An 18,378-nucleotide genomic window follows, 5' to 3' on the forward strand; every position below is an offset into this window, starting at 1 on the left:
TTTTCACGATTTTGGAACCCTCAACCTAGCGCTGCTGCGCCGCCGGTTCTAAAATCGCTGCGGCCTTGGCCTGAACCACGAGCTACCATTTCAAGCAAAATAATTTATGATGCAGCTATGATTATCATCGGTAGTACATAATCGAACCTAAAAAGGAAACCTGTCATGTACGGTTTTTTCAAACAGAGGCTGACCGTCGATGTGAGCAACCGATCCTTCCAGGCAGAGGCGTTGAGCGACACGTTTCTGCGGGCCTGCATGGGCGGAAAAGGGCTGGGCACCCAGCTGCTGCTAGACAACAACCCCGTCGGCGTGGATCCATTTTCGCCGGACAACCATTTCGTACTGGCCCTGGGGCCGGCTACGGACAGCCCCCTGCATGGATCCTGCCGCCACGGCATTTATGCCAAGTCACCGTTGACCGGTCTGTACAGCGAATCCTATTCCGGCGGAAGTGCGGCCATCGCCATGAGCCGGGCCGGATTCGACGCCTATGTGATCAAAGGTGCATCGGATCGTCCGCTGTGGCTGGAGATCTCCGATCAGGGGGTCTTTTTCCACGCGGCGGACGACCTGTGGGGGCTGGACACCTTCGAGACCGAGGCGGCCATACGTAAAAAGGTGGCCGCCAAATCGCCGGGTATCCTGGTTATCGGTCCGGCCGGTGAAAACTGCGTCCGTTTTGCAGTGGTCAAGAACGACGGCTGGCGGGTGGCTGGCCGCACGGGCATGGGAGCGGTGTTGGGGTCAAAAAAAATCAAGGCCATCGTGTTTCACGGTGCCCAAAAGCGCCCTTTTGCCGATCTGCAGGGCCTCAAGGACTACGCCAAACAGATGCTCAAGGGCCATAAGGACCATCCGGTCACCCAGGCCTATCGCAACCACGGTACCCCCATGATGGTGGATATCCTCAACAAGGCCGGAGGATTCCCCAGCCGGTACTGGTCCCAGGGGGTGGTGCAGCAACGCGAGAACATCAACGCCCAGAGCATCAAGGATCGTTGTCAGCCCAAGCCCAAAGCCTGCCGGACCTGTTTTCTGGCCTGCGGCAAATCGGTTCAAGTCCAGCAGGGACGCCATCAGGGCTTGAAACTGGAAGGGCCGGAGTACGAAACCATATATGCCTTCGGGGGCCTATGCATGATCGATCAAATCGAGGAGATCGTCTACTTGAACGATCTGTGCGACCGCCTGGGGCTGGACACCATGAGTTCGGGGAATCTGGCCGCCTTTGCCATAGAAGCCCGGCGACGGGGTAAAATCGATCTGGAGATCGACTACAATCAGCCTGACCAGATCGCCGCACTGCTCAAAAAAATCGTGCTGCGGCAGGATGTGGGCGGCCTGCTGGCCGAAGGAATCCGGCCGGCCAGCGAGGAGTTGGGATTGGAAGATTTGGCCGTTCATGTCAAGGGCCTGGAGCCTTCGGGATACGATCCCCGGGCACTCAAGGGCATGGGCCTGGCCTACGCCGTCGCCGACCGGGGTGCCTGCCACTTGCGGACGACATTTTACAAACCGGAGTTGGCCGGTCTCATCGATCCTGACCAGATAGAGGACAAGGCCGCCATGTTCGTCGACTTCGAAGACCGCTGCACCCTTTTCGACACCCTGATCCTCTGCCGGTTTTACCGCGATCTGTACCCCTGGGAGGAAATCGGCAACATGATGGCGCTGACCACCGGTGAGGAGATGCCCAAGGCAGACCTTCAAGCTCTGGCGGCACGGGTTACCGACAGTGCCCGTCGGTTCAACTTGAGAGAAGGCATGCGCAGGAGGGACGACTGGTTGCCCAAGCGGCTGCTCAACGAAGCCCTGCCCGATGGCCGTCGGATCACCGAGACGGATTTAAAACAGCTGATCGACGATTATTACCGCCTGCGCGGTTGGCTCGACACGGGACAGCTTCAGGATTAACGGCCGAAGACGACAATTTATCTCCCAAGGGAAAAACATATCAATGAATGTAAATAGCGACAAGCTGATGTCCCTGACGGACGCCGTATCCCGGTTCGTTCCCGACGGCGCCCACGTCTCCATCGGCGGATTTACCATCAACCGAAATCCCATGGCGGCCGTGTATGAAATCATCCGCCAGAAAAAGCGCCACCTGCATCTATACGCCCATTCCAACGGCCAGGGGGTCGACGAACTGATCGGTGCCGGCTGTGTGGACCGGCTCGAGATTGCCTATGCCGGCAGCGGTCGGTTCGCCTCCACTTGCATTCGTTTCCGCAAAGCGGTCGAATCGGGGCAACTGCCGGTCGAGGACTACACCAATTACCAGATGACCTTGCGGTTCATGGCCGGTGCCATGGGTGTCCCTTTTCTGCCGACCCGCTCCTCGCTTGGGTCGGATATCGTCAACCGGTGGGGCTTTTCGGAAACGGTGCGCCAGGCAGACCCTAGCATTCCCGACCGCAAGCTGGTCGTCATGGACAACCCCTTCGACGGTTGGTGTGACACCGAGCGGGTGGTGTTGGTGCCGGCCATCAACCCGGACGTCACCATCATTCACGTGCAGGCCGCCGACCGGCAAGGAACCGCCCGCATCAACGGGCTTCCTTTTGCCGACGTGGAGCAGGCCAAGGCCGCCAAACATCTGATCATCACCTGTGAGACACTGGTCGACGACGACCTCCTGCGCGGGGCGCCGGAACGCAACCAGATCCCTTTCTTCAGCGTGGATGCCGTGGTGCATGTCCCCTTGGGGGCATGGCCCACCGCCTGCTACCAGCATTACGACTATGACCCGGCCCGCCTGCACCACTACCGGCAGGCGGCGCTGGACGACGACCGCTATCGGACCTATCTGGAAACGGAGATCTACTCGTCAACCAACCATGAGGATATGGTGGCACGAATCGACGGCAGTCAGTTGGAAAAGATAAAGGCCGATCCGCGGACCGGGTATGCCGTGGGGCTCGACCGCCGCTGAAGTGCTCATCCAGAATGGGTATCTTTTGGCCCAGGCCTTCGTTCTCACGCCCAGGAAATCCTCAACGGTGCGCTGCACCGCCTGCGGTTTCCAGGTCGCTGCGGCCTCGGCCTGAACCAAAATCCACCCATTCTGAACGAACACTGAACGGTAAACCGAAAATCGGATGACCTGCCTCCCACTAAAAAGGTGAAGGGCAAAGAAGAAGGAACCCATGTCCACTGAAATCGAGTATACCAGCCGAGAGATGATGGCCGTCGCCGCCGCCAGGGAGATCCGCGACGGAGACATCGTGTTCTGCGGGACGGGCATTTCCATGCTGGCCGCAATGGCGGCCAAGCATATCAGCGCGCCCAACAGCGTGATCTTTTTCGAAACCGGCGCCATCGACTCCCAACTGGAGGAGGTCCCCCTGGCCGTGGGCGATCCCCGGGTGATGTTCGCCACGTCGGTCAACGGCGGCCTGGCGGATGCCTTCGCCACCATGCAGAATCGCTTTACCGGCCGGCAGGTGGTGGGCATCATGGGCGCCGCCCAGATCGACATCTACGGCAACCTCAACTCCACCGTGATCGGTGACTATCACCATCCGGCGGTTCGGTTTTCAGGCAGCGGAGGCGCTTGCGATGTGGCCTCCTTCGTCAGCCGGACGATCATCTTCATGCAGCACGCCAAGCGAAAATTCGTTCCCCGTCTGGATTACCTGACCAGCCCCGGGTGGCTCGACGGGCCTGACGGTCGCAAAAATGCCGGCCTACCGGACGGGGGGCCTTCGTGCGTGATCACCAACATGGCGATCATGGGATTCCATCCGGAAACCAAGCAGATGGTTCTGAAAGGCTGTTTCCAGGGTGTGAGTAAAGAAGATGTTCTCGACAACATGGGCTTTGCCGTGGACACGTCGCAGGCCACCCAGATCCAGCCGCCATCTGCAAAAGAACTATCCATTTTAAGAGACAAGTGCGATCCCCAGCGACTGATACTGGGGTGATCGACCGCATCCTGCAGCGAATCCTCCCGCCGTATTCGGGTCCTTCCTGACAGGGGCGATGGCGCACTGGCCGTCAATGCGATCCGTTTGACAGGACCCACTGACCCTTGCCACGAAGGAGTATTGCATGACCCGGCCGCAACGGATGGTCACCGACCGCCAACTCGACATCCTGATGAATCGCGAAACGGCGACCTATGAAAGGCGCACCCCCCGGTCGAGGGCTGTGTTTGCCCAGGCCCAGGCGTGCCTGCTCAACGGCGTTCCCATGCCCTGGATGGGGGATTGGGGTACCGCCTATCCTCTGTTTGTCGACCACGCCACGGAAAACCGGATCGTCGATCTGGACGGCCACACCTATGTGGACTTCTGTTTAGGTGACACCGGCGCCATGTTCGGTCACTCGCCTGCGCCCACGGCCGCTGCGGTAACGGAACAGGTGCACAGGGGCATCACCACCATGATGCCCAGCGAGGATGCCCTGTGGGTGGGCAGGGATCTTGGCCAACGGTTCGGGCTTCCCTTCTGGCAGGTGGCCATGACCGCCACCGAGGCCAACCGCTACGTCATCCGTATCTGCCGGACATTGACCCGGCGGCCAAAAATTCTGGTGTTCAACGAGTGCTACCATGGCAGCGTCGATGAGGCCCTGGTTCATCTCGGCCCCGATGGCCGTCTGGCCCTGCGCTCCGAATACGACATCAACCCCGGAATTCCCAAGGACGCCCTGACGCGGGTGGTGGAATTCAACGACGTTCCCGCGCTGGAAGCGGCCCTGGCCCACCGGGATGTGGCCTGTGTGCTGGCCGAACCGGTGATGACCAATTGCGGCATGGTGCTTCCGGCACCCGGCTATCACGACCGGCTGCGAGAGGCCTGCACCCGGCACGGCACCTATCTGGTCATCGACGAAACCCACACCCTTTCATCCGGGCCCGGCGGCTACACCGCGGCCCACGGCTTGCAGCCGGACTTCATCACCCTGGGCAAGTGCATTGCCGGCGGCATCCCGGTGGCGGTCTACGGGTTTACTGCCGACATCGCCGACGGCATCAATGCTTCCTTCGGCCGCAAGGGCCTTTCCGACCCCATGGGTATCGGCGGCACCCTTTCCGGCAACGCGCTGGCCGTCAAGGCCATGCGGGCGACCCTTGCGGATGTGGCCACCCCGGCGGCCTTCGAGCGGATGATCAAAGGTGCCGATCGAATGGCCGACGGCCTGGACGCATCCATCGCGACCCATCGTCTGCCCTGGAGCGTCACGCGCTGCGGCGCCCGTGCCGAGCTGCAGCTCATTCCCCACGCGCCCACTACCGGCAGCCAGGCCAAGGCCGCCTTCGATTGGGGCATGATCTATTACACCCACCTCTACCTGGCCAACCGTGGGTTCATCATCACGCCGTTCCACAACATGATGCTCGTGCCGCCCATGGCCACCGATGACGATATCGACCGCCTGGTCGGGGCCTGGGACGCATGCATGGGCGAGATCGCCAGCCTGGCTGGCACCTGAGGCCATTGCCCGCAACGGAAAGTGGACCCCTATGTGCATCAACGCGAGACGATTCGAAAACCGGGTGGCCCTGGTCACCGGGTGCGGCAGCCGGCACGGCATCGGTTTTGCCGCGGCGGCGCTGCTCATGAAAAGCGGAGCCGCCGTCGCCGTCACCTCAACCACCGACCGGATCTTCAAACGGCAGGCGACTCTTGAGGCTTCGGGGGGCCGGGCCGCTGCCCGAACGGCCGACCTGACCCGCATGGATCAGGCCCGTGCCCTGGTGGACGACGTGATCAGTCGATTCGGCCGCATCGACATCCTGGTCAACAACGCCGGCATGTCCCAGGTGGGCGATCCCGAGGCCATGATTCACCTGGCGCAGCTGTCGCCCCGGGAGTGGCACAAATCCATCGACCGCAACCTGACCACCTGCTTCAACGTCACCCACGCCGTACTGCCCCACATGCTGAAAAACAGGTACGGCCGCATCATCAACGTCTCATCGGTCACCGGCCCGCTGGTGAGCAACCCGGGGGAGGCGGCCTACAGCGCGGCTAAGGCAGCCATGGTCGGCATGGGCCGCAGCCTGGCTATGGAGGTGGCCCGCGACGGCATCACCGTCAATAGTGTGGCCCCGGGATGGATCGCCACGGCCTCATCCACCGAAGAAGAGAAGACGGCGGGGAGACACACCCCCATGGGACGTTCCGGGACACCGCAGGAGGTCGCCGACCTGATCGCTTTTCTGGCCTCCGACGAAGCCACCTACATCACCGGCCAGACCCTCGTCATCGACGGCGGCAACACCATCCAGGATTACAAGGGGCCGGGTGAGGGGTATTATTGAATATTCCTAAACGAAGTTGTCGATGAGACTACCGATCCACAATTGGTTTTTTATTCTGGCCATCCTATCGTAGCCCTCGGGATCACGAACGCGATTGGTTCCCGGGGTTTCAACAAATTCAAACACATTCATGAAAAAGAAATCATCAATATACCGATCATCCTCAGCCATCGGGGTTATGGAAGAAATATTCGGATCAGGATAGTAGGAAAAATCAACAGGGATCCACTCATCATCCGCCTCGCGTAAATACCCGACCCATCCGTGTCCGCCGGTTGCAGCCCCCTTGCCCACTTTTACCTCGCCCCCATACATTCTCAATCGACTTCCAGGAACACCCGAATTGAGCGCCAGGCTAACGATTAAAAAAGCGCCATCTTCGCAATCACCGGTCCTTTTTGTTAATGTAAATACCGGTGGTGCCCAAAATTCATCATAGCCATAGTTGTCGATATCTTCCCTATATTGTATATGTTTTTGAACCCACCTGGCGATCTTACCCATCTTTTCGTCATTGCTGTCAGCTGCCTCTACCCCAATCACATTCAAAGCAAAATCACGAATGGATTGGTTTGGATACATGAAATACAATGAGTTATAAATAAACGAAGGGGTGGCAACTTCACCGGTATATTGCATCGATTCCAAAGACAAGGTCACGAGATCCAACAGCGGATTGGCGCAGGCACCATTAGGAGAAAACGGGTTTATACATGAACCTTTCGTTCTTCTATTGTTCCTGATACTAGGTACGGAAGATATCCACGCCCCGGCTGTGGCGGAACCGATTGCAGATACATACATTTTAGATCTCTCCGCTTTTACATCGAAGGCCCATCCGAAGGCAAATAGACAGCAAGGATCAGACCGCGGGCAAAAAATTTTTTAACCCATTGAATTGTTTTAAATAATATGTGTGGTTGATGAATTGTACAACCAGTTGTCACGCAAATGTAACAGGAATTATGAATTGTTTTTCCCAAAAAAAAATATTGCTGGCGACACCTTACCCAAGGTAAACAAAGTCGGTTGCTTCTAACATCAACACAAAAAGTAGTCGGGTAGAAAAAGCGTACCGTCTAAAAAAATACAGCGGATAGCGGATGTGATCCGCTACTCTATTTTGGCGTTCAGACCGGCGCGTGGAAGTACTTACTGTGCAAGCCTTGTCCGGCAGTGGCGATGCGCCCGCCACGGTGCTCATGCCGATTGTATTCCACCTAGCTTGCCAACCGGGAAATCGCTCTGATATGGTCTGCAGGAAGAGCGGGCGCCACCTACTGTCGGCCCGGGAAAAGGCAAGGATCAGACGACCCCATACGGAATTCTCTTTGTGTCGGATCAGGTCCAGCCTATAGATTCGGGGCGTATACGAAGTTGTCGCGGAAGATAACCAATGCTATCGATATCCGACCATTTGTCCATTGCGGACAGTGAGATTGAAATGACCGCCATTCGCGCCCAGGGGGCCGGCGGGCAGAATGTGAACAAGGTGGCGTCGGCGGTGCATCTGCGTTTTGACGTCGGTGCTTCGTCTCTACCTGAATCCGTCAAGGCGAAGGTGCTGCGTTGCCGGGACCAACGCATCACCAAAAGCGGCGTCATCGTGATCAAGGCCCAACAATATCGAACGCTGGAAAAAAACCGGGACGCGGCGTTGATGCGTTTGGTGCAACTGGTCCGCAGCACCCTGGTGCCGGTCAAGAAACGTAAATCTACCCGGCCCACCCGTGGCTCCCAGCGGCGGCGCATGGACAGCAAAACCCGTCGGGGAAAGCAGAAGGCATTGCGGCACAAGGTAAGCTTCTGAACTACCTGCAAGACCTGCGGAAAGGATGGATATGGCAAGGTACGAGAACAGGAACGCCCGGCTGGTCTACTCCACCGAGCATGGCCGAACCTGCCCGTCATGCAGTAAACAATTGGACCGCTGCAACTGCCGAAAAATGCCGGTCCAACCGGCAGGGGACGGCATCGTCAGAATCGGAAGGGCCACCAAGGGGCGCCAAGGCAAAGGGGTGACCGTGGTCACCGGTATGCCTTTAGATCACGCAGCGTTGAAGCAGGTGGCCAAAACACTCAAGCAGAAATGCGGCAGCGGCGGCACGGTCAAGGCCGGTACCATCGAAATTCAAGGGGATCACCGGGATGTACTGATGGCAGAGCTCAAAGGCATGGGATATACAGTCAGGCGGTCGGGGGGATGATCGGCCCCGCTGCACCGACACCACGGTTTTGGGTTTGGCCCATCTTCTTGCCATGCACATGATTAATCTGTATCATATGTTTGGTTAATGCAACTAAAACCGGGAGTCGTTTATAACGACCGTTGTACCGCGATAGAGCGCGGACTGGAAATCAATGTATCCTTAGCGTGCCGATAAGTGCCGCCATTACCGGCAGAACATTCTCCGCGGCTCGCCCAGGGGATGATTAAAAAACGATTGTGACTGGGCACGCGGGATTAAAATCTCGCCCCGCTTCCTCATATGCCACCCGAAAACTTCGTTTAATTGCCAAATCCTACCCTGGTTTGCCTGCGTTCACGGCGTTTGTAAGCACCGTGTCAGGCGTTGCCTGCATGGACAAAATCATAAAGGGTTAACCCGTAAAGTCACCAAAACCCAGCGGCTGACAAAGGATGGCAGGCTTTTGGATGTTTGGCTGACCGCCACTGTGTTGAAGGACGAAAGCGGCCGGCCGATTGAGATTGAGACCACGGGGCGGGATCTGGCGTGGTTTCCATCGGGCAGGGGCCCCGGCAAGAAATAGATGGAACGATAATGAAAAATGACCCCAAAAAAACAGGCCGCTCCAAGCTCAGAATGCGCGTCGAAAGGCAAATGAAAAACATGCCCGCAGATGTCGAGGCGACCAAAGGGGTGTCGGCCAGTGACATGGCCAAGACGATCCATGAGCTTCGTGTGCACCAGATCGAGTTGCGCATGCAAAACGAAGAGCTGCGCCGCATCCACGAGGAACTTGAAGCGGCGCGGGATCGATATTCCAATTTGTATGACTTCGCACCGGTCGGCTACCTGACAATCGACAAAAGAGGATCCATCGTAGAGGCCAACCTCACTTTCGCCACATTGATGGGGATGGAGCGATCGGCGTTCGTTGGAAGACCGCTCAGTCGTTTTATCCAACGCAAGGATCAGGATGTGTATTACCTTCGTCACAAGTACCTTATGGAATCTGGAAATTTGCAGTCCTTCAGAATAACGTTGGTGAGAAATGACGGCAGCGAATTTGATGCGAATTTTGAATGCATGCTTGTCAGTCACAGCGACAGCAAGCGCAAGCATTGCAGAATCATCGTCAGCAACATCACCGAACAGAAGAAACTCGAATGGCAGCAGCAGCAAGCGCAAAAGATGGAAGCCGTCGCCAAACTGGCCGGTGGCATTGCCCACCAGTTCAATAACGAGCTGTCTGTAATCGTGGGAACCATTGATATGCTAGAATTAGATGTGCCCAAGGATGAAAACACGTCGCAGTATATTGCATCCATACGGAGATCGGCGGAACGCATGGAGCATCTGACCACCCAGTTGCTGGCATACGCCCGGAAAGGCAATTATGAGGGCAGCATTATTTCACTGAGTGATTTTGTGCGCAATACATTGCCCCTGCTTGAACACACCCTCGATCCATCGATTGTGGTAGAGACCAGCCTGCCCGATGTCATCTTGAAAACCAAGGGTGACGCTTCCCAGTTTCTGATGGTATTGTCGGCGGTTCTCTCCAATGCAGCGGAAGCCATCGAAGGCCTCGGTCGCATTAACATCGCCTGCAGGAATGAATTGATCACCCAAAAAGATGCAGCGGCTGTCCCGGGTTTGTTCCCCGGGCCCTATGTCTCATTGACCATCGAGGACAGCGGGCGGGGCATGGATGAAGCAACCCGAAAACGGGTGTTCGAACCTTTTTTCACCACTAAAGGCGTTGGCCGGGGGCTCGGCTTGGCTGCGGTCTATGGCATCGTGAAAAACTATGGCGGATGGATATCCGTTGAATCACAGGTAGATCAGGGAACCCGCGTGTGTATTTATCTGCCTGCCGTGCCCTTGGCGGGGTCTAAAAAAAGCGGGAGCAGCGATTGACACCGTTGACCGCGATTTAAAGGAGAATGGAGTAAACATGAACGATTATCGCACCAATGGCTTTCGGGCCATCATCTTCGATCTCGACGGCACACTGCTGGACACGCTGGCGGACATCGGGGATTCGGTGAACCTGATGCTGGCGGAATACGGCTTTCCCGGCTACACCACGGATGACTACCGGCGTTTTATCGGCAATGGCATCCGGGTGCTGGTCACCCGGGCGCTGCCCGTCGAGGGCCGTTCGGAAGAGATGGTCGATGCATGCGTCCGGCGGGCACGGGAACTTTACTGGGAGAACTGGAATCGCAAGACCCGGCCATACGCGGGCATCACGGAGCTGTTGGACCACCTGAAAAAAAGGGGGTTGCCGCTGGCGGTGCTCTCCAACAAACCCCATGATTTTACCGTCCGCTATGTGAACGCCTATTTTGACAAGTGGGATTTTAAGGTCGTCATGGGGCAAAACGACCATTTCGCGGTCAAGCCTGATCCGGCGTCGGCGCTGGACATCGCCCGGCGGATGAGTCTGTCGCCGGAGTCATTCCTTTTTGTGGGGGACAGTGCCGTGGATATGAAGACGGCCGCCGCCGCGGGCATGTATGCCGTGGGTGTCGCCTGGGGTTTCAGGGGACCCAAAGAACTGCTGGAGAACGGTTGCCGGACGCTGGTTGATCATCCGCTGGAAATCCTGCCGCTGTTGGAAGCCGACTAACGGAAAAAAGGGAAAGAACTGCTCAATCGTCATATGCCTGCCGTTCCCATTTTTTCGCGCACAAATTCTGAAAAGCTAGGCCGACTGGCTATGTTGAATTGGACATCGTCTATGTTTTCAGGGATAGGCAGGCGGCCGAAAGTGTGGCATGCCGCCACTGCAGCGTGAACGTGTTCCGGCGGGGTCTCGGCGGCAATCTGGTTCAAATGGATCATGCAGCGGCCATCCCGCGCCATTTTGTCGATATAACGCTTGATCCGTTGCACGATGGCCTCAACCGGTCCATCCTTGAGCAGTGTCGCATCGACCCCTGCGGCGACCGATAGATCATGTTGCCGGGCATACCTTTTCACCCGCTCGGGCCCGACCTCAAACAGGTCAGGGTCCAATACGCTCAAGGAGCCGGGACTGCATCGGCATTTTTGTGAAAAGAACCGTTCCGGATCACGGCTTTTTGCATCTCCCCAGTTTCCTCTGGTTATCAGATTGCCTCCCAGGTTACGTCTCAACCGTTCCGTATAAGCGACCACATATTCATCCATCATATCCAGGCTGATCATCGGCGGAGAGGCCCATGCGTCGCGCCCGTCCATGAGCAGGTCGGGAATATCGGCTGCTTCTCGCATGGTTTCAAGGTATGGAGAAAGGACATCATCGCAAAGGAATTGGAATAGCCGGTGGGCAAATCTGGGCCTCTCGAACATATCGGCCACGAGGTTCTCATATCCCCGAATGTTAACGGCCAGGCTGAACGGGGCGGTAAAATAGACCCGTTCGAGCGTGCCCGCCATCTCCAGGTAGTTCCTGTTGATCTCAAGGACCCATGGCATTCGACCGGAACGGTATGGATCCGGAGGGGAAAGGCGATCCAGGTCCGAGGGCGTCCCGATCAATGGCCGGGTGCGATCCGTATCCGGTATCCCGCCAGGATGGTAAACCACCGTTTGTCCCATCGCTTCGGCCTCAATGTTGTACACGTCCCAGAAATTGCTGAGAACATCGAGATTGTAGAATTCGGTGACCAGCAGCTGAACACGGACGAACGTGACGGCATCCGTAAAAAAACGGTGGGTTGAAACCCCGGCAAGTTGAGCCGAATGATCATTGCTCTGGGCGCCGACGGCTATCTGGTTAACCGCCTCGGAAGTGATCGGGCCTGTCTCCATTTCTATTGACATGCGAGCCTCATTTACGCTTTTTTGTGGTAGCTTGACGAAATTACCAGTTCCTGGATTTCATTGAGATGGCCGGTCATCAACTCCCTTGCGGTCTTTGAATCTTTATTTTTTACTGCCTTTAAAATCTCTTGGTGGCCTTTTAAAGATAGTCGATTTCGCTGAGGAGGCAGCGAATACGCATGTCGGCTTTTCAGGAAAATGTGATCCAGCAGCTCGACCACCTCCAACAGGACGGCGTTGCCTGCAGCCCTGGCCAGCGCACGATGAAAATCCTGATCAAGATCCGTTGACGCCTTGTTGTTATCCAGTTCATGTTGTTGACGATGAAGAATTTCCTCCAAGATAAAAAGATCTTCTTCGGTCGCGTTTTGCGCGGCCAGCCCTGCGATCTGAGGTTCAAGCAGTTCTCTGAATTGAAAAATCTCAGCAAGTGTGTGTTTCTCCAGGTTAATCGCCCTGGCCAGAAACTCGACAACGGACGACTCGTCTTCCAGGATAATGTAGGTGCCGCTCCCCGGCCTGCTCTTCAAAATTTTTTTCTGTTCCAGTATCCGTATGGCTTCGCGCACAGAATGGCGTGAAACCTTGAAGATTGCCGCCAGTTCTCTTTCAGGCGGGAGCTGATCGCCATGTTTCAGGCGCCCTTTGTCGATCAGGGCCTGGATCTGGATGACGATCTGCTCATGAAGCTTGGTTTTGGTAACCGCCTTCAGGGTATTCGTCAGGTTTTTACCCGGCTTTTTAATCATCGGAGACCTCTTGACCATTTTACGAGATGAACGGTCAGCCGTTTTTCATGACAAACAGCATGTTGGCGATAAAAACGGCCATGAGCAGTTTGACCTGGAGGATCGAGCCATGCGATGCGGCCGCATTGAGCAAAAAGGGGATTGCCAGCATCAGAATCAACGCCGTGGTTTTCAGGGCGTTGCCGTGTTTTTTTAGCAAACCGTCCATATATGTCATTCCCGTTTATCGGATAAAAGAAAACAGCATGGTAATCATTCCAACCACACCGGTGATGATCAGTCCGTATTTGAGGGTGGCCTTGAGCACAGGGCCCTCTTTCCCCGACAGACCGACGGTAGAACACCCCACAAGGATCTTTGCCGGCGCTATCATGCTTCCAAGTGCGCCGCCGGTGGTCTGGGCGGCGAGTATCAATCCCGTACTGAGACCCTTCAGTTGGGCGGTCTCTTGCTGGAGAACCCCAAAAACAACATTGGAGTTGGTATTGCTGCCGGTCATAAAGGCGCCAAGCAGACCGATCCATGGCGAAACCAGGGGGTAAACCGAGCCGAAAACCCGACTTATCCCTTCAGCAAGAACGGTTATCATCTGGCAGTGATCCATGATCATGGCAAAACAGACCATGCTGACGATTCCCAGGCTTGTCGGCACGCCACTCTTAAATGTTTTCCGGAGGATGGTTTTCAAGGCATCGGATCGATAAAAACCCTTGGCGCGATATACCAAGAAACCGATAATGGTTGCATATAAAAGCAAGGCACCACCATGGCCGAATATGTTGATGGCTTTGCCTTTTCCGGCCTGGGTGACCCATCCTTTCATCGATATGATCTCCGGAAAGAACAAGGTCAGGTTGATCTGCCCGAGAAAGGCCTCGACCGGGGGAATCATGACGCCGGAAGAGACAATCAGGATGAGAATGAAATAGGCTGACAACGCCCACCCCAGTCCCATCTCCGATTGCGTTTGTGAAGTCGGCACCTGATTGTAGATTCTCAGCTTTGCCACCACAAGGCCGCTGCACAGTCCCACCAGGCTCGCCCCGAAACCACCCAGCGTCCACATTCCGGAAACGGCAAGCATGTATTGCGTACCGGCCATGGCCGTCCCGATGACAAGAATCGCCACCGCACTGTGTCTGGTCATTTTCCAGCCACCATACACATGCACGGCACAGATTCCGCAAAGGAAGGTGGTCGTCCCGAGGAGTGTGGCCGACCATGGCGCAAGGTAGGGGGCACTCAAACCGGATACGGACATCAGCGCCTGGAAAGAGGCGCCCATTGAACCGAAGGTGACCGATCATGAATGGCCGATCGCCGGGACGGCGACGGCAACGACGGGCGAAAACCCAAGACCGACCAAGAGCGGCGCCACCACCGCTATCGGAACGCCGTATCCGGCAACACCTTGAAGGAATGAGGCAAAAATCCATCCAAAGATGAGGATCTGGATGGATTTGTCTCCGCTGAATCGTTGGATGCCGATGCCGATTGCTTTGATGGCCCCGGTCTCGTTGACCACGTGGTACAACAACAGCGCCGCCCAGATGATATACAGGACATTAAGGGACAACAAGGCGCCTTTGGCCTGGGAAAAGGCGATAAGCTCGGGGTGGGCGCCAAAAGCAAACGTTGCCGTGATCAGTGAGACGAACCAGCCGGCGGCGCCGGCTCGCGAGCCGCTCCAATTTCTAAAAATCATTAAAACCAGAACGGTCAAAATCGGGGAGAGCGCCAGGATCCATTTCACCACAAATAAATCAACCATTCGACGATCCACACGGGTTCAAGATTGATGAACGTACCAATATAAATTGGTTGAACCAATTTGTATGATGGGATTCAATTTGTCAACGATATAGGGAAAACTGCGCCACTTGGATGAAAATCGATTGGAGGTTCGCTCGCTATGGCGGTTCAATTGTGACGAACCGTCAAAAGGAATGACTTGAACTGCTCCCTATATGGAAAAACGGGGCGTGGTTGGAGGTGAAAAACGGCGGGTCGTTGTTCAGGATCGCCCGGATGGTGGCAGGTCTCTTAAACTGCCCCGTCCTATAATTAATTTAACAGATTTTAGAAATGAGTTAAAACCTCGTTTGACAGAATGGTATCACAACAACGCCAACTCTCTCTGCAACGGTTATGTGCTGGCATCAAAGAAATTGACCATCGATTTTTACCTGTGATAGCAATTTGAAAGTCAATTAAATTCCGAAAGAATTCAATCCCAAAATGTTGTGGTCTCATATTTTTTAGCAGGGCGTTTTGCTATAGCAGGTACCTGTAGGCGCAAATATCACCATGTACCGGTGTGTAACCGCAAATTTAATTGCTTTTTAGGCGGGTACGAAATCTTGGATTGAGGATAGCAATTAATGCAGTACTCTAAATCGGAGACCCTGTTTATTTATAGCTGGAGACTACCAAACTAATTGGTTTAAAAAACCCAGCTTAGACGTTATCAGGGTCAATTTTCCTGATATCATAAGCATTCCTAGTAGCACTAACATGCCACCGCTAATTTTCTGGATCAGTCCCATATAAGTCTTTAACCTGGAGAAAAAAGTGAAAAAAACATTCATTGCCATAGTCGTCAATAAGAAGGGAATTCCCAATCCGGCTGAGTACACAACCAAGAGCGAGATCCCTTTTCCCACAGTATCCATTGTTGCCGCATAGGTTAATATTGCGGCAAGTATAGGCCCGATGCAAGGCGTCCAGCCAAAGGCAAAAGCAGCTCCGAGTAATGGTGCCTTGAGAGGGCCTAGCTTCCCTGCAGACAAATCAACTTGTTTTGTAAACATAAGAAAATTGAATTTTAACAATCCAAGTTGATGTATCCCGAATATTACAATCACAACACCGGCAATGTTCACCAACAAAGGCAATCTTCGAGTTAAAAGGGCTCCTAACCATGTTGCAGTTGCTCCTAATGCTACGAAGACAGCAGAAAATCCAAGAACAAACAAAAAAGAGCTAAACATGGCAGATGCCATTTTTCTACGTGACCCGCCTTGATCGGTTAGATCAGCGACAGAGATGCCGGTAACGAATGCGATGTATCCCGGTATGAGGGGCAGCACGCATGGAGACAGAAAGGATAACAGCCCCGCTGAAAAAACAATCAGAAACGATAATTCCTGTTCCATGGCTAATAATTTTCCTTGATTTCGGATTCCACCAGCTGCCTTAATTGGCTGCGGCCAAAACTGGTCAGTGGTTTGCCGTTGACAAAGAATCCCGGCGTTTTGTTGACCCCGAGTGCCTCCGCATCGGCCAGGTCCTGCTTGATCAGTTTCTCTATGGCCGGATCGTTCATATCCTTTTTGATCTTTTCAACATCTATCCCGGCCATGGGCAGTATGCGCCAAAGTTTCTGGGGTTGGACTATGTGATGGCTGGTCCAGTGTCCTTGGGTGCGGTATAGGATATCTATTGTCTCCCAGAATTTGCCCTGTTTCCGTGCCGCCTCCAGTATCTTGACGGGGTAATCCGCGCCTTCATGCAGAGGGTTGTAGCGAATGACCAGCTTGATCTTGCCTGGATGGGCGTCCATCAGCTTTTTAACGTAAGGATGGAACGCACTGCAGGTTTCGCAGGCCGGATCGGTAAATTTGATCAGGTAGACCTTGGCGTCGTCGCTTCCTAACGTCGGCGAATGCTCCCGGACAAAAAGGGATGCATTGTTAGCGGCCAAAAATCCGTATTTCTTATTTTGCTGACCTTTGTAAATCTGGACGCCAACAACAAATAAAAGCACAAGTAAAACGCTTGAAATTATAACGATATACTGTTTTTTCATATGGCAAGCCTCCTTTTATAGACAAACAACAGTACAATAATCCCCGTGAACGACAACAGCGACAGCATGGGGATTGTCAAGAATCCGAACACATCGATATAGGTCTCTGAACATGGTACACCTTCACCGCAGGGCTGCAGTCGCTCTGGGATAAACCCGGAGTAGACCAGGAAGTGATAGAACGCGAAGGCCCAGCCCACTATCGATATCGGCAGTGCATACTTGATTACATTTTTATCCAGCGGGAACAATCCGCTCAGGAATACAAGCACCAGCGGGAACATGAAGATGCGCTGATACCAGCACAAGGCACATGGCGCAAACGCCATCACTTCACTGAAGAACAGGCTGCCCAGTGATGAGATCGCAGCGATCAACCAGCATATGAAAATGATCGTCCAGTTCGCATTGGACGTTTGATCTTTTTGAGGCATATGACTCTCTTTCATATTAGGTAGCGTGATTCGGGATTGATCCGGACATTCTTCAGAGCAGATTTTTTTTCGTTAATTTCTCTGAATTAAATTCCGCAAAAAACCAATAGCATCGGGTGTCGCCCAGTCCCTGGCACCGATCACTTTTTCGACAATAATCCCGTTCTTGTCGATGATGAAGGTTTCTGGCACGCCCGTGGTTTGATATTTATATTTCATTGATTCCTTGGCGTCGATCAGAGCGGTGAAGCTCAGGTTGTGCTTCTTCATGAAAGGGAGTACGGCTTCGGCGCCTTTCTTGTCGATGCTGACCGCCAGAATCTCGAAGTCCTCGCCCTTGAGCTGCTGGTATAGCTTTTCCATGGAGGGCATCTCCTGCACACAGGGCGGGCACCAGGTGGCCCAGATATTGAGAAAGACCACCTTGCCTTTCTGGTCAGCCAGACGGACCATTTCTCCGTCAAGGCCGGGCAAAGTAAAATCCGGCGCAGGAGTGCCTTTCTTTAGCAACGGTGTGGAGGTAGGGTTGAACAAAGTATCTTTGGATTGCAGCATAATAACGATACCAATACCTGCCACGATCAATCCAAGTAGAATTACATTCTGGAATTTTATCCCCGTACCCTGATCTGAATTTTCACTCATGTCATTTTAGCCTCAGATTCTCGGTCCTAATTAGTTGATGCACAAAACCAACATTTGCCAATCACCCTGCCGATCCATAGCTGTGAAGGCCCGGCAAGTAATTGACGCCAAAATAGGTGAACAATACGGCAGCAAAACCGATCATCGAAAAGACGGCAATTCGTTTGCCGCGCCAGCCTCTCATCAGCCTTGCATGCAATAACGTTGCATAAACGAACCAGGTTATCAGGGACCAGGTCTCTTTCGGGTCCCAGCCCCAATAGCGACCCCATGCAGAATTTGCCCAAACTGCACCCGATATGATTCCGGCGGTCAAAAAGAGGAATCCGAACAGAACCATTTGGTGAGTGAGTTCATCTAAAAGGCGTTGCTTGGGAAGTCTTGAACGCAATGTGCCAACAGGCGCCTGGTCGTTCTTTTTGGCCAAATACATTAGAGCGAGGCCGAAGGCGATGGCAAAGGCTGCATA

18 protein-coding genes and 1 pseudogene are annotated in these 18,378 nt (G+C 54.5%); 9 read left to right on the forward strand and 10 right to left on the reverse strand.

The features are described 5' to 3' along the window. The first annotated feature begins 165 nt into the window (after nucleotides 1-165). From ABYV26_RS01135 to ABYV26_RS01155, 5 genes are all read left to right on the forward strand, one after another. Nucleotides 166-1,917, forward strand: a complete 1,752-nt coding sequence (locus ABYV26_RS01135) for an aldehyde ferredoxin oxidoreductase family protein (protein ID WP_372677361.1) — start codon at nucleotides 166-168, stop codon at nucleotides 1,915-1,917. A gap of 43 nt (nucleotides 1,918-1,960) precedes the next feature. Beyond that, nucleotides 1,961-2,938 (forward strand): CoA transferase subunit A, encoded by a 978-nt coding sequence (locus tag ABYV26_RS01140; RefSeq protein WP_372677363.1) that lies wholly within the window; start codon nucleotides 1,961-1,963, stop codon nucleotides 2,936-2,938. A 214-nt stretch (nucleotides 2,939-3,152) separates the two neighbouring features. Further along, a complete protein-coding gene (locus ABYV26_RS01145) occupies nucleotides 3,153-3,929 on the forward strand; it encodes a CoA-transferase subunit beta (protein ID WP_372677365.1) in 777 nt (258 codons plus the stop codon). Nucleotides 3,930-4,056: 127 nt separating this feature from the next. Continuing rightward, entirely contained in the window at nucleotides 4,057-5,442 is a 1,386-nt protein-coding gene (locus tag ABYV26_RS01150) for an aspartate aminotransferase family protein (protein WP_372677366.1), read from the forward strand. 31 nt (nucleotides 5,443-5,473) lie between these two features. Continuing rightward, nucleotides 5,474-6,274 (forward strand): SDR family NAD(P)-dependent oxidoreductase, encoded by an 801-nt coding sequence (locus tag ABYV26_RS01155; protein ID WP_372677368.1) that lies wholly within the window; start codon nucleotides 5,474-5,476, stop codon nucleotides 6,272-6,274. 6 nt (nucleotides 6,275-6,280) lie between these two features. Here ABYV26_RS01155 and ABYV26_RS01160 read toward each other — a convergent pair whose 3' ends face one another. Beyond that, nucleotides 6,281-7,078: a transglutaminase domain-containing protein gene (locus ABYV26_RS01160; protein ID WP_372677370.1), complete on the reverse strand. Its 798-nt coding sequence runs from the start codon at nucleotides 7,076-7,078 to the stop codon at nucleotides 6,281-6,283. Between the two features lie 592 nt (nucleotides 7,079-7,670). Between ABYV26_RS01160 and arfB the strand changes: the two genes are divergently transcribed. The 4 genes from arfB to ABYV26_RS01180 all read left to right on the forward strand — a co-directional run bounded on the left by arfB (nucleotide 7,671) and on the right by ABYV26_RS01180 (nucleotide 11,095). Next, complete coding sequence (gene arfB, locus ABYV26_RS01165) at nucleotides 7,671-8,084, forward strand: alternative ribosome rescue aminoacyl-tRNA hydrolase ArfB (protein WP_372677372.1); 414 nt, start codon at nucleotides 7,671-7,673, stop codon at nucleotides 8,082-8,084. A 31-nt stretch (nucleotides 8,085-8,115) separates the two neighbouring features. Then, complete coding sequence (locus ABYV26_RS01170; RefSeq protein WP_372677374.1) at nucleotides 8,116-8,481, forward strand: translation initiation factor Sui1; 366 nt, start codon at nucleotides 8,116-8,118, stop codon at nucleotides 8,479-8,481. A gap of 576 nt (nucleotides 8,482-9,057) precedes the next feature. Beyond that, nucleotides 9,058-10,380: a nitrogen regulation protein NR(II) gene (locus tag ABYV26_RS01175; protein ID WP_372677376.1), complete on the forward strand. Its 1,323-nt coding sequence runs from the start codon at nucleotides 9,058-9,060 to the stop codon at nucleotides 10,378-10,380. 37 nt (nucleotides 10,381-10,417) lie between these two features. Further along, complete coding sequence (locus tag ABYV26_RS01180; RefSeq protein WP_372677378.1) at nucleotides 10,418-11,095, forward strand: HAD family hydrolase; 678 nt, start codon at nucleotides 10,418-10,420, stop codon at nucleotides 11,093-11,095. Nucleotides 11,096-11,124: 29 nt separating this feature from the next. Here the strand turns inward: ABYV26_RS01180 and ABYV26_RS01185 are convergent, their stop codons facing one another. The 9 genes and pseudogenes from ABYV26_RS01185 to ccsA all read right to left on the reverse strand — a co-directional run. Further along, entirely contained in the window at nucleotides 11,125-12,273 is a 1,149-nt protein-coding gene (locus tag ABYV26_RS01185) for a uroporphyrinogen decarboxylase family protein (protein WP_372677380.1), read from the reverse strand. An 11-nt stretch (nucleotides 12,274-12,284) separates the two neighbouring features. Beyond that, nucleotides 12,285-13,022, reverse strand: coding sequence for a FadR/GntR family transcriptional regulator (locus ABYV26_RS01190; RefSeq protein ID WP_372677382.1), 738 nt, complete (start codon nucleotides 13,020-13,022; stop codon nucleotides 12,285-12,287). A 34-nt stretch (nucleotides 13,023-13,056) separates the two neighbouring features. Next, complete coding sequence (locus ABYV26_RS01195) at nucleotides 13,057-13,230, reverse strand: hypothetical protein (protein ID WP_372677384.1); 174 nt, start codon at nucleotides 13,228-13,230, stop codon at nucleotides 13,057-13,059. A gap of 15 nt (nucleotides 13,231-13,245) precedes the next feature. Next, nucleotides 13,246-14,793, reverse strand: a pseudogene (locus tag ABYV26_RS01200) (L-lactate permease). 655 nt (nucleotides 14,794-15,448) lie between these two features. After that, entirely contained in the window at nucleotides 15,449-16,177 is a 729-nt protein-coding gene (locus tag ABYV26_RS01205) for a cytochrome c biogenesis CcdA family protein (RefSeq protein WP_372677386.1), read from the reverse strand. Nucleotides 16,178-16,179: 2 nt separating this feature from the next. Beyond that, the gene (locus ABYV26_RS01210) at nucleotides 16,180-16,830 is read right to left on the reverse strand and encodes a DsbA family protein (protein ID WP_372677388.1); all 651 of its coding nucleotides are present in this window, start codon (nucleotides 16,828-16,830) and stop codon (nucleotides 16,180-16,182) included. After that, nucleotides 16,827-17,264, reverse strand: a complete 438-nt coding sequence (locus ABYV26_RS01215) for a disulfide bond formation protein B (protein ID WP_372677390.1) — start codon at nucleotides 17,262-17,264, stop codon at nucleotides 16,827-16,829. The genes ABYV26_RS01210 and ABYV26_RS01215 overlap by 4 nt, the downstream gene beginning before the upstream one ends. 72 nt (nucleotides 17,265-17,336) lie before the next feature. Then, nucleotides 17,337-17,909, reverse strand: coding sequence for a redoxin domain-containing protein (locus tag ABYV26_RS01220; RefSeq protein ID WP_372677392.1), 573 nt, complete (start codon nucleotides 17,907-17,909; stop codon nucleotides 17,337-17,339). Between the two features lie 61 nt (nucleotides 17,910-17,970). Beyond that, the coding region (gene ccsA / locus ABYV26_RS01225) for a cytochrome c biogenesis protein CcsA (protein ID WP_372677394.1) at nucleotides 17,971-18,378 on the reverse strand (408 nt) is incomplete at its 5' end.

Source organism: Desulfosarcina sp., from assembly GCF_041551955.1.
GTDB lineage: Bacteria > Desulfobacterota > Desulfobacteria > Desulfobacterales > Desulfosarcinaceae > Desulfosarcina.

Coding starts and splice junctions, on each gene's coding strand:
- ABYV26_RS01135 (WP_372677361.1), top strand. CDS start 166: ATGTACGGTTTTTTCAAACAGAGGCTGACCGTCGATGTGAGCAACCGA.
- ABYV26_RS01140 (WP_372677363.1), top strand. CDS start 1,961: ATGAATGTAAATAGCGACAAGCTGATGTCCCTGACGGACGCCGTATCC.
- ABYV26_RS01145 (WP_372677365.1), top strand. CDS start 3,153: ATGTCCACTGAAATCGAGTATACCAGCCGAGAGATGATGGCCGTCGCC.
- ABYV26_RS01150 (WP_372677366.1), top strand. CDS start 4,057: ATGACCCGGCCGCAACGGATGGTCACCGACCGCCAACTCGACATCCTG.
- ABYV26_RS01155 (WP_372677368.1), top strand. CDS start 5,474: ATGTGCATCAACGCGAGACGATTCGAAAACCGGGTGGCCCTGGTCACC.
- ABYV26_RS01160 (WP_372677370.1), bottom strand. CDS start 7,078: ATGTATGTATCTGCAATCGGTTCCGCCACAGCCGGGGCGTGGATATCT.
- arfB (WP_372677372.1), top strand. CDS start 7,671: ATGCTATCGATATCCGACCATTTGTCCATTGCGGACAGTGAGATTGAA.
- ABYV26_RS01170 (WP_372677374.1), top strand. CDS start 8,116: ATGGCAAGGTACGAGAACAGGAACGCCCGGCTGGTCTACTCCACCGAG.
- ABYV26_RS01175 (WP_372677376.1), top strand. CDS start 9,058: ATGAAAAATGACCCCAAAAAAACAGGCCGCTCCAAGCTCAGAATGCGC.
- ABYV26_RS01180 (WP_372677378.1), top strand. CDS start 10,418: ATGAACGATTATCGCACCAATGGCTTTCGGGCCATCATCTTCGATCTC.
- ABYV26_RS01185 (WP_372677380.1), bottom strand. CDS start 12,273: ATGTCAATAGAAATGGAGACAGGCCCGATCACTTCCGAGGCGGTTAAC.
- ABYV26_RS01190 (WP_372677382.1), bottom strand. CDS start 13,022: ATGATTAAAAAGCCGGGTAAAAACCTGACGAATACCCTGAAGGCGGTT.
- ABYV26_RS01195 (WP_372677384.1), bottom strand. CDS start 13,230: ATGGACGGTTTGCTAAAAAAACACGGCAACGCCCTGAAAACCACGGCG.
- ABYV26_RS01205 (WP_372677386.1), bottom strand. CDS start 16,177: ATGGAACAGGAATTATCGTTTCTGATTGTTTTTTCAGCGGGGCTGTTA.
- ABYV26_RS01210 (WP_372677388.1), bottom strand. CDS start 16,830: ATGAAAAAACAGTATATCGTTATAATTTCAAGCGTTTTACTTGTGCTT.
- ABYV26_RS01215 (WP_372677390.1), bottom strand. CDS start 17,264: ATGCCTCAAAAAGATCAAACGTCCAATGCGAACTGGACGATCATTTTC.
- ABYV26_RS01220 (WP_372677392.1), bottom strand. CDS start 17,909: ATGAGTGAAAATTCAGATCAGGGTACGGGGATAAAATTCCAGAATGTA.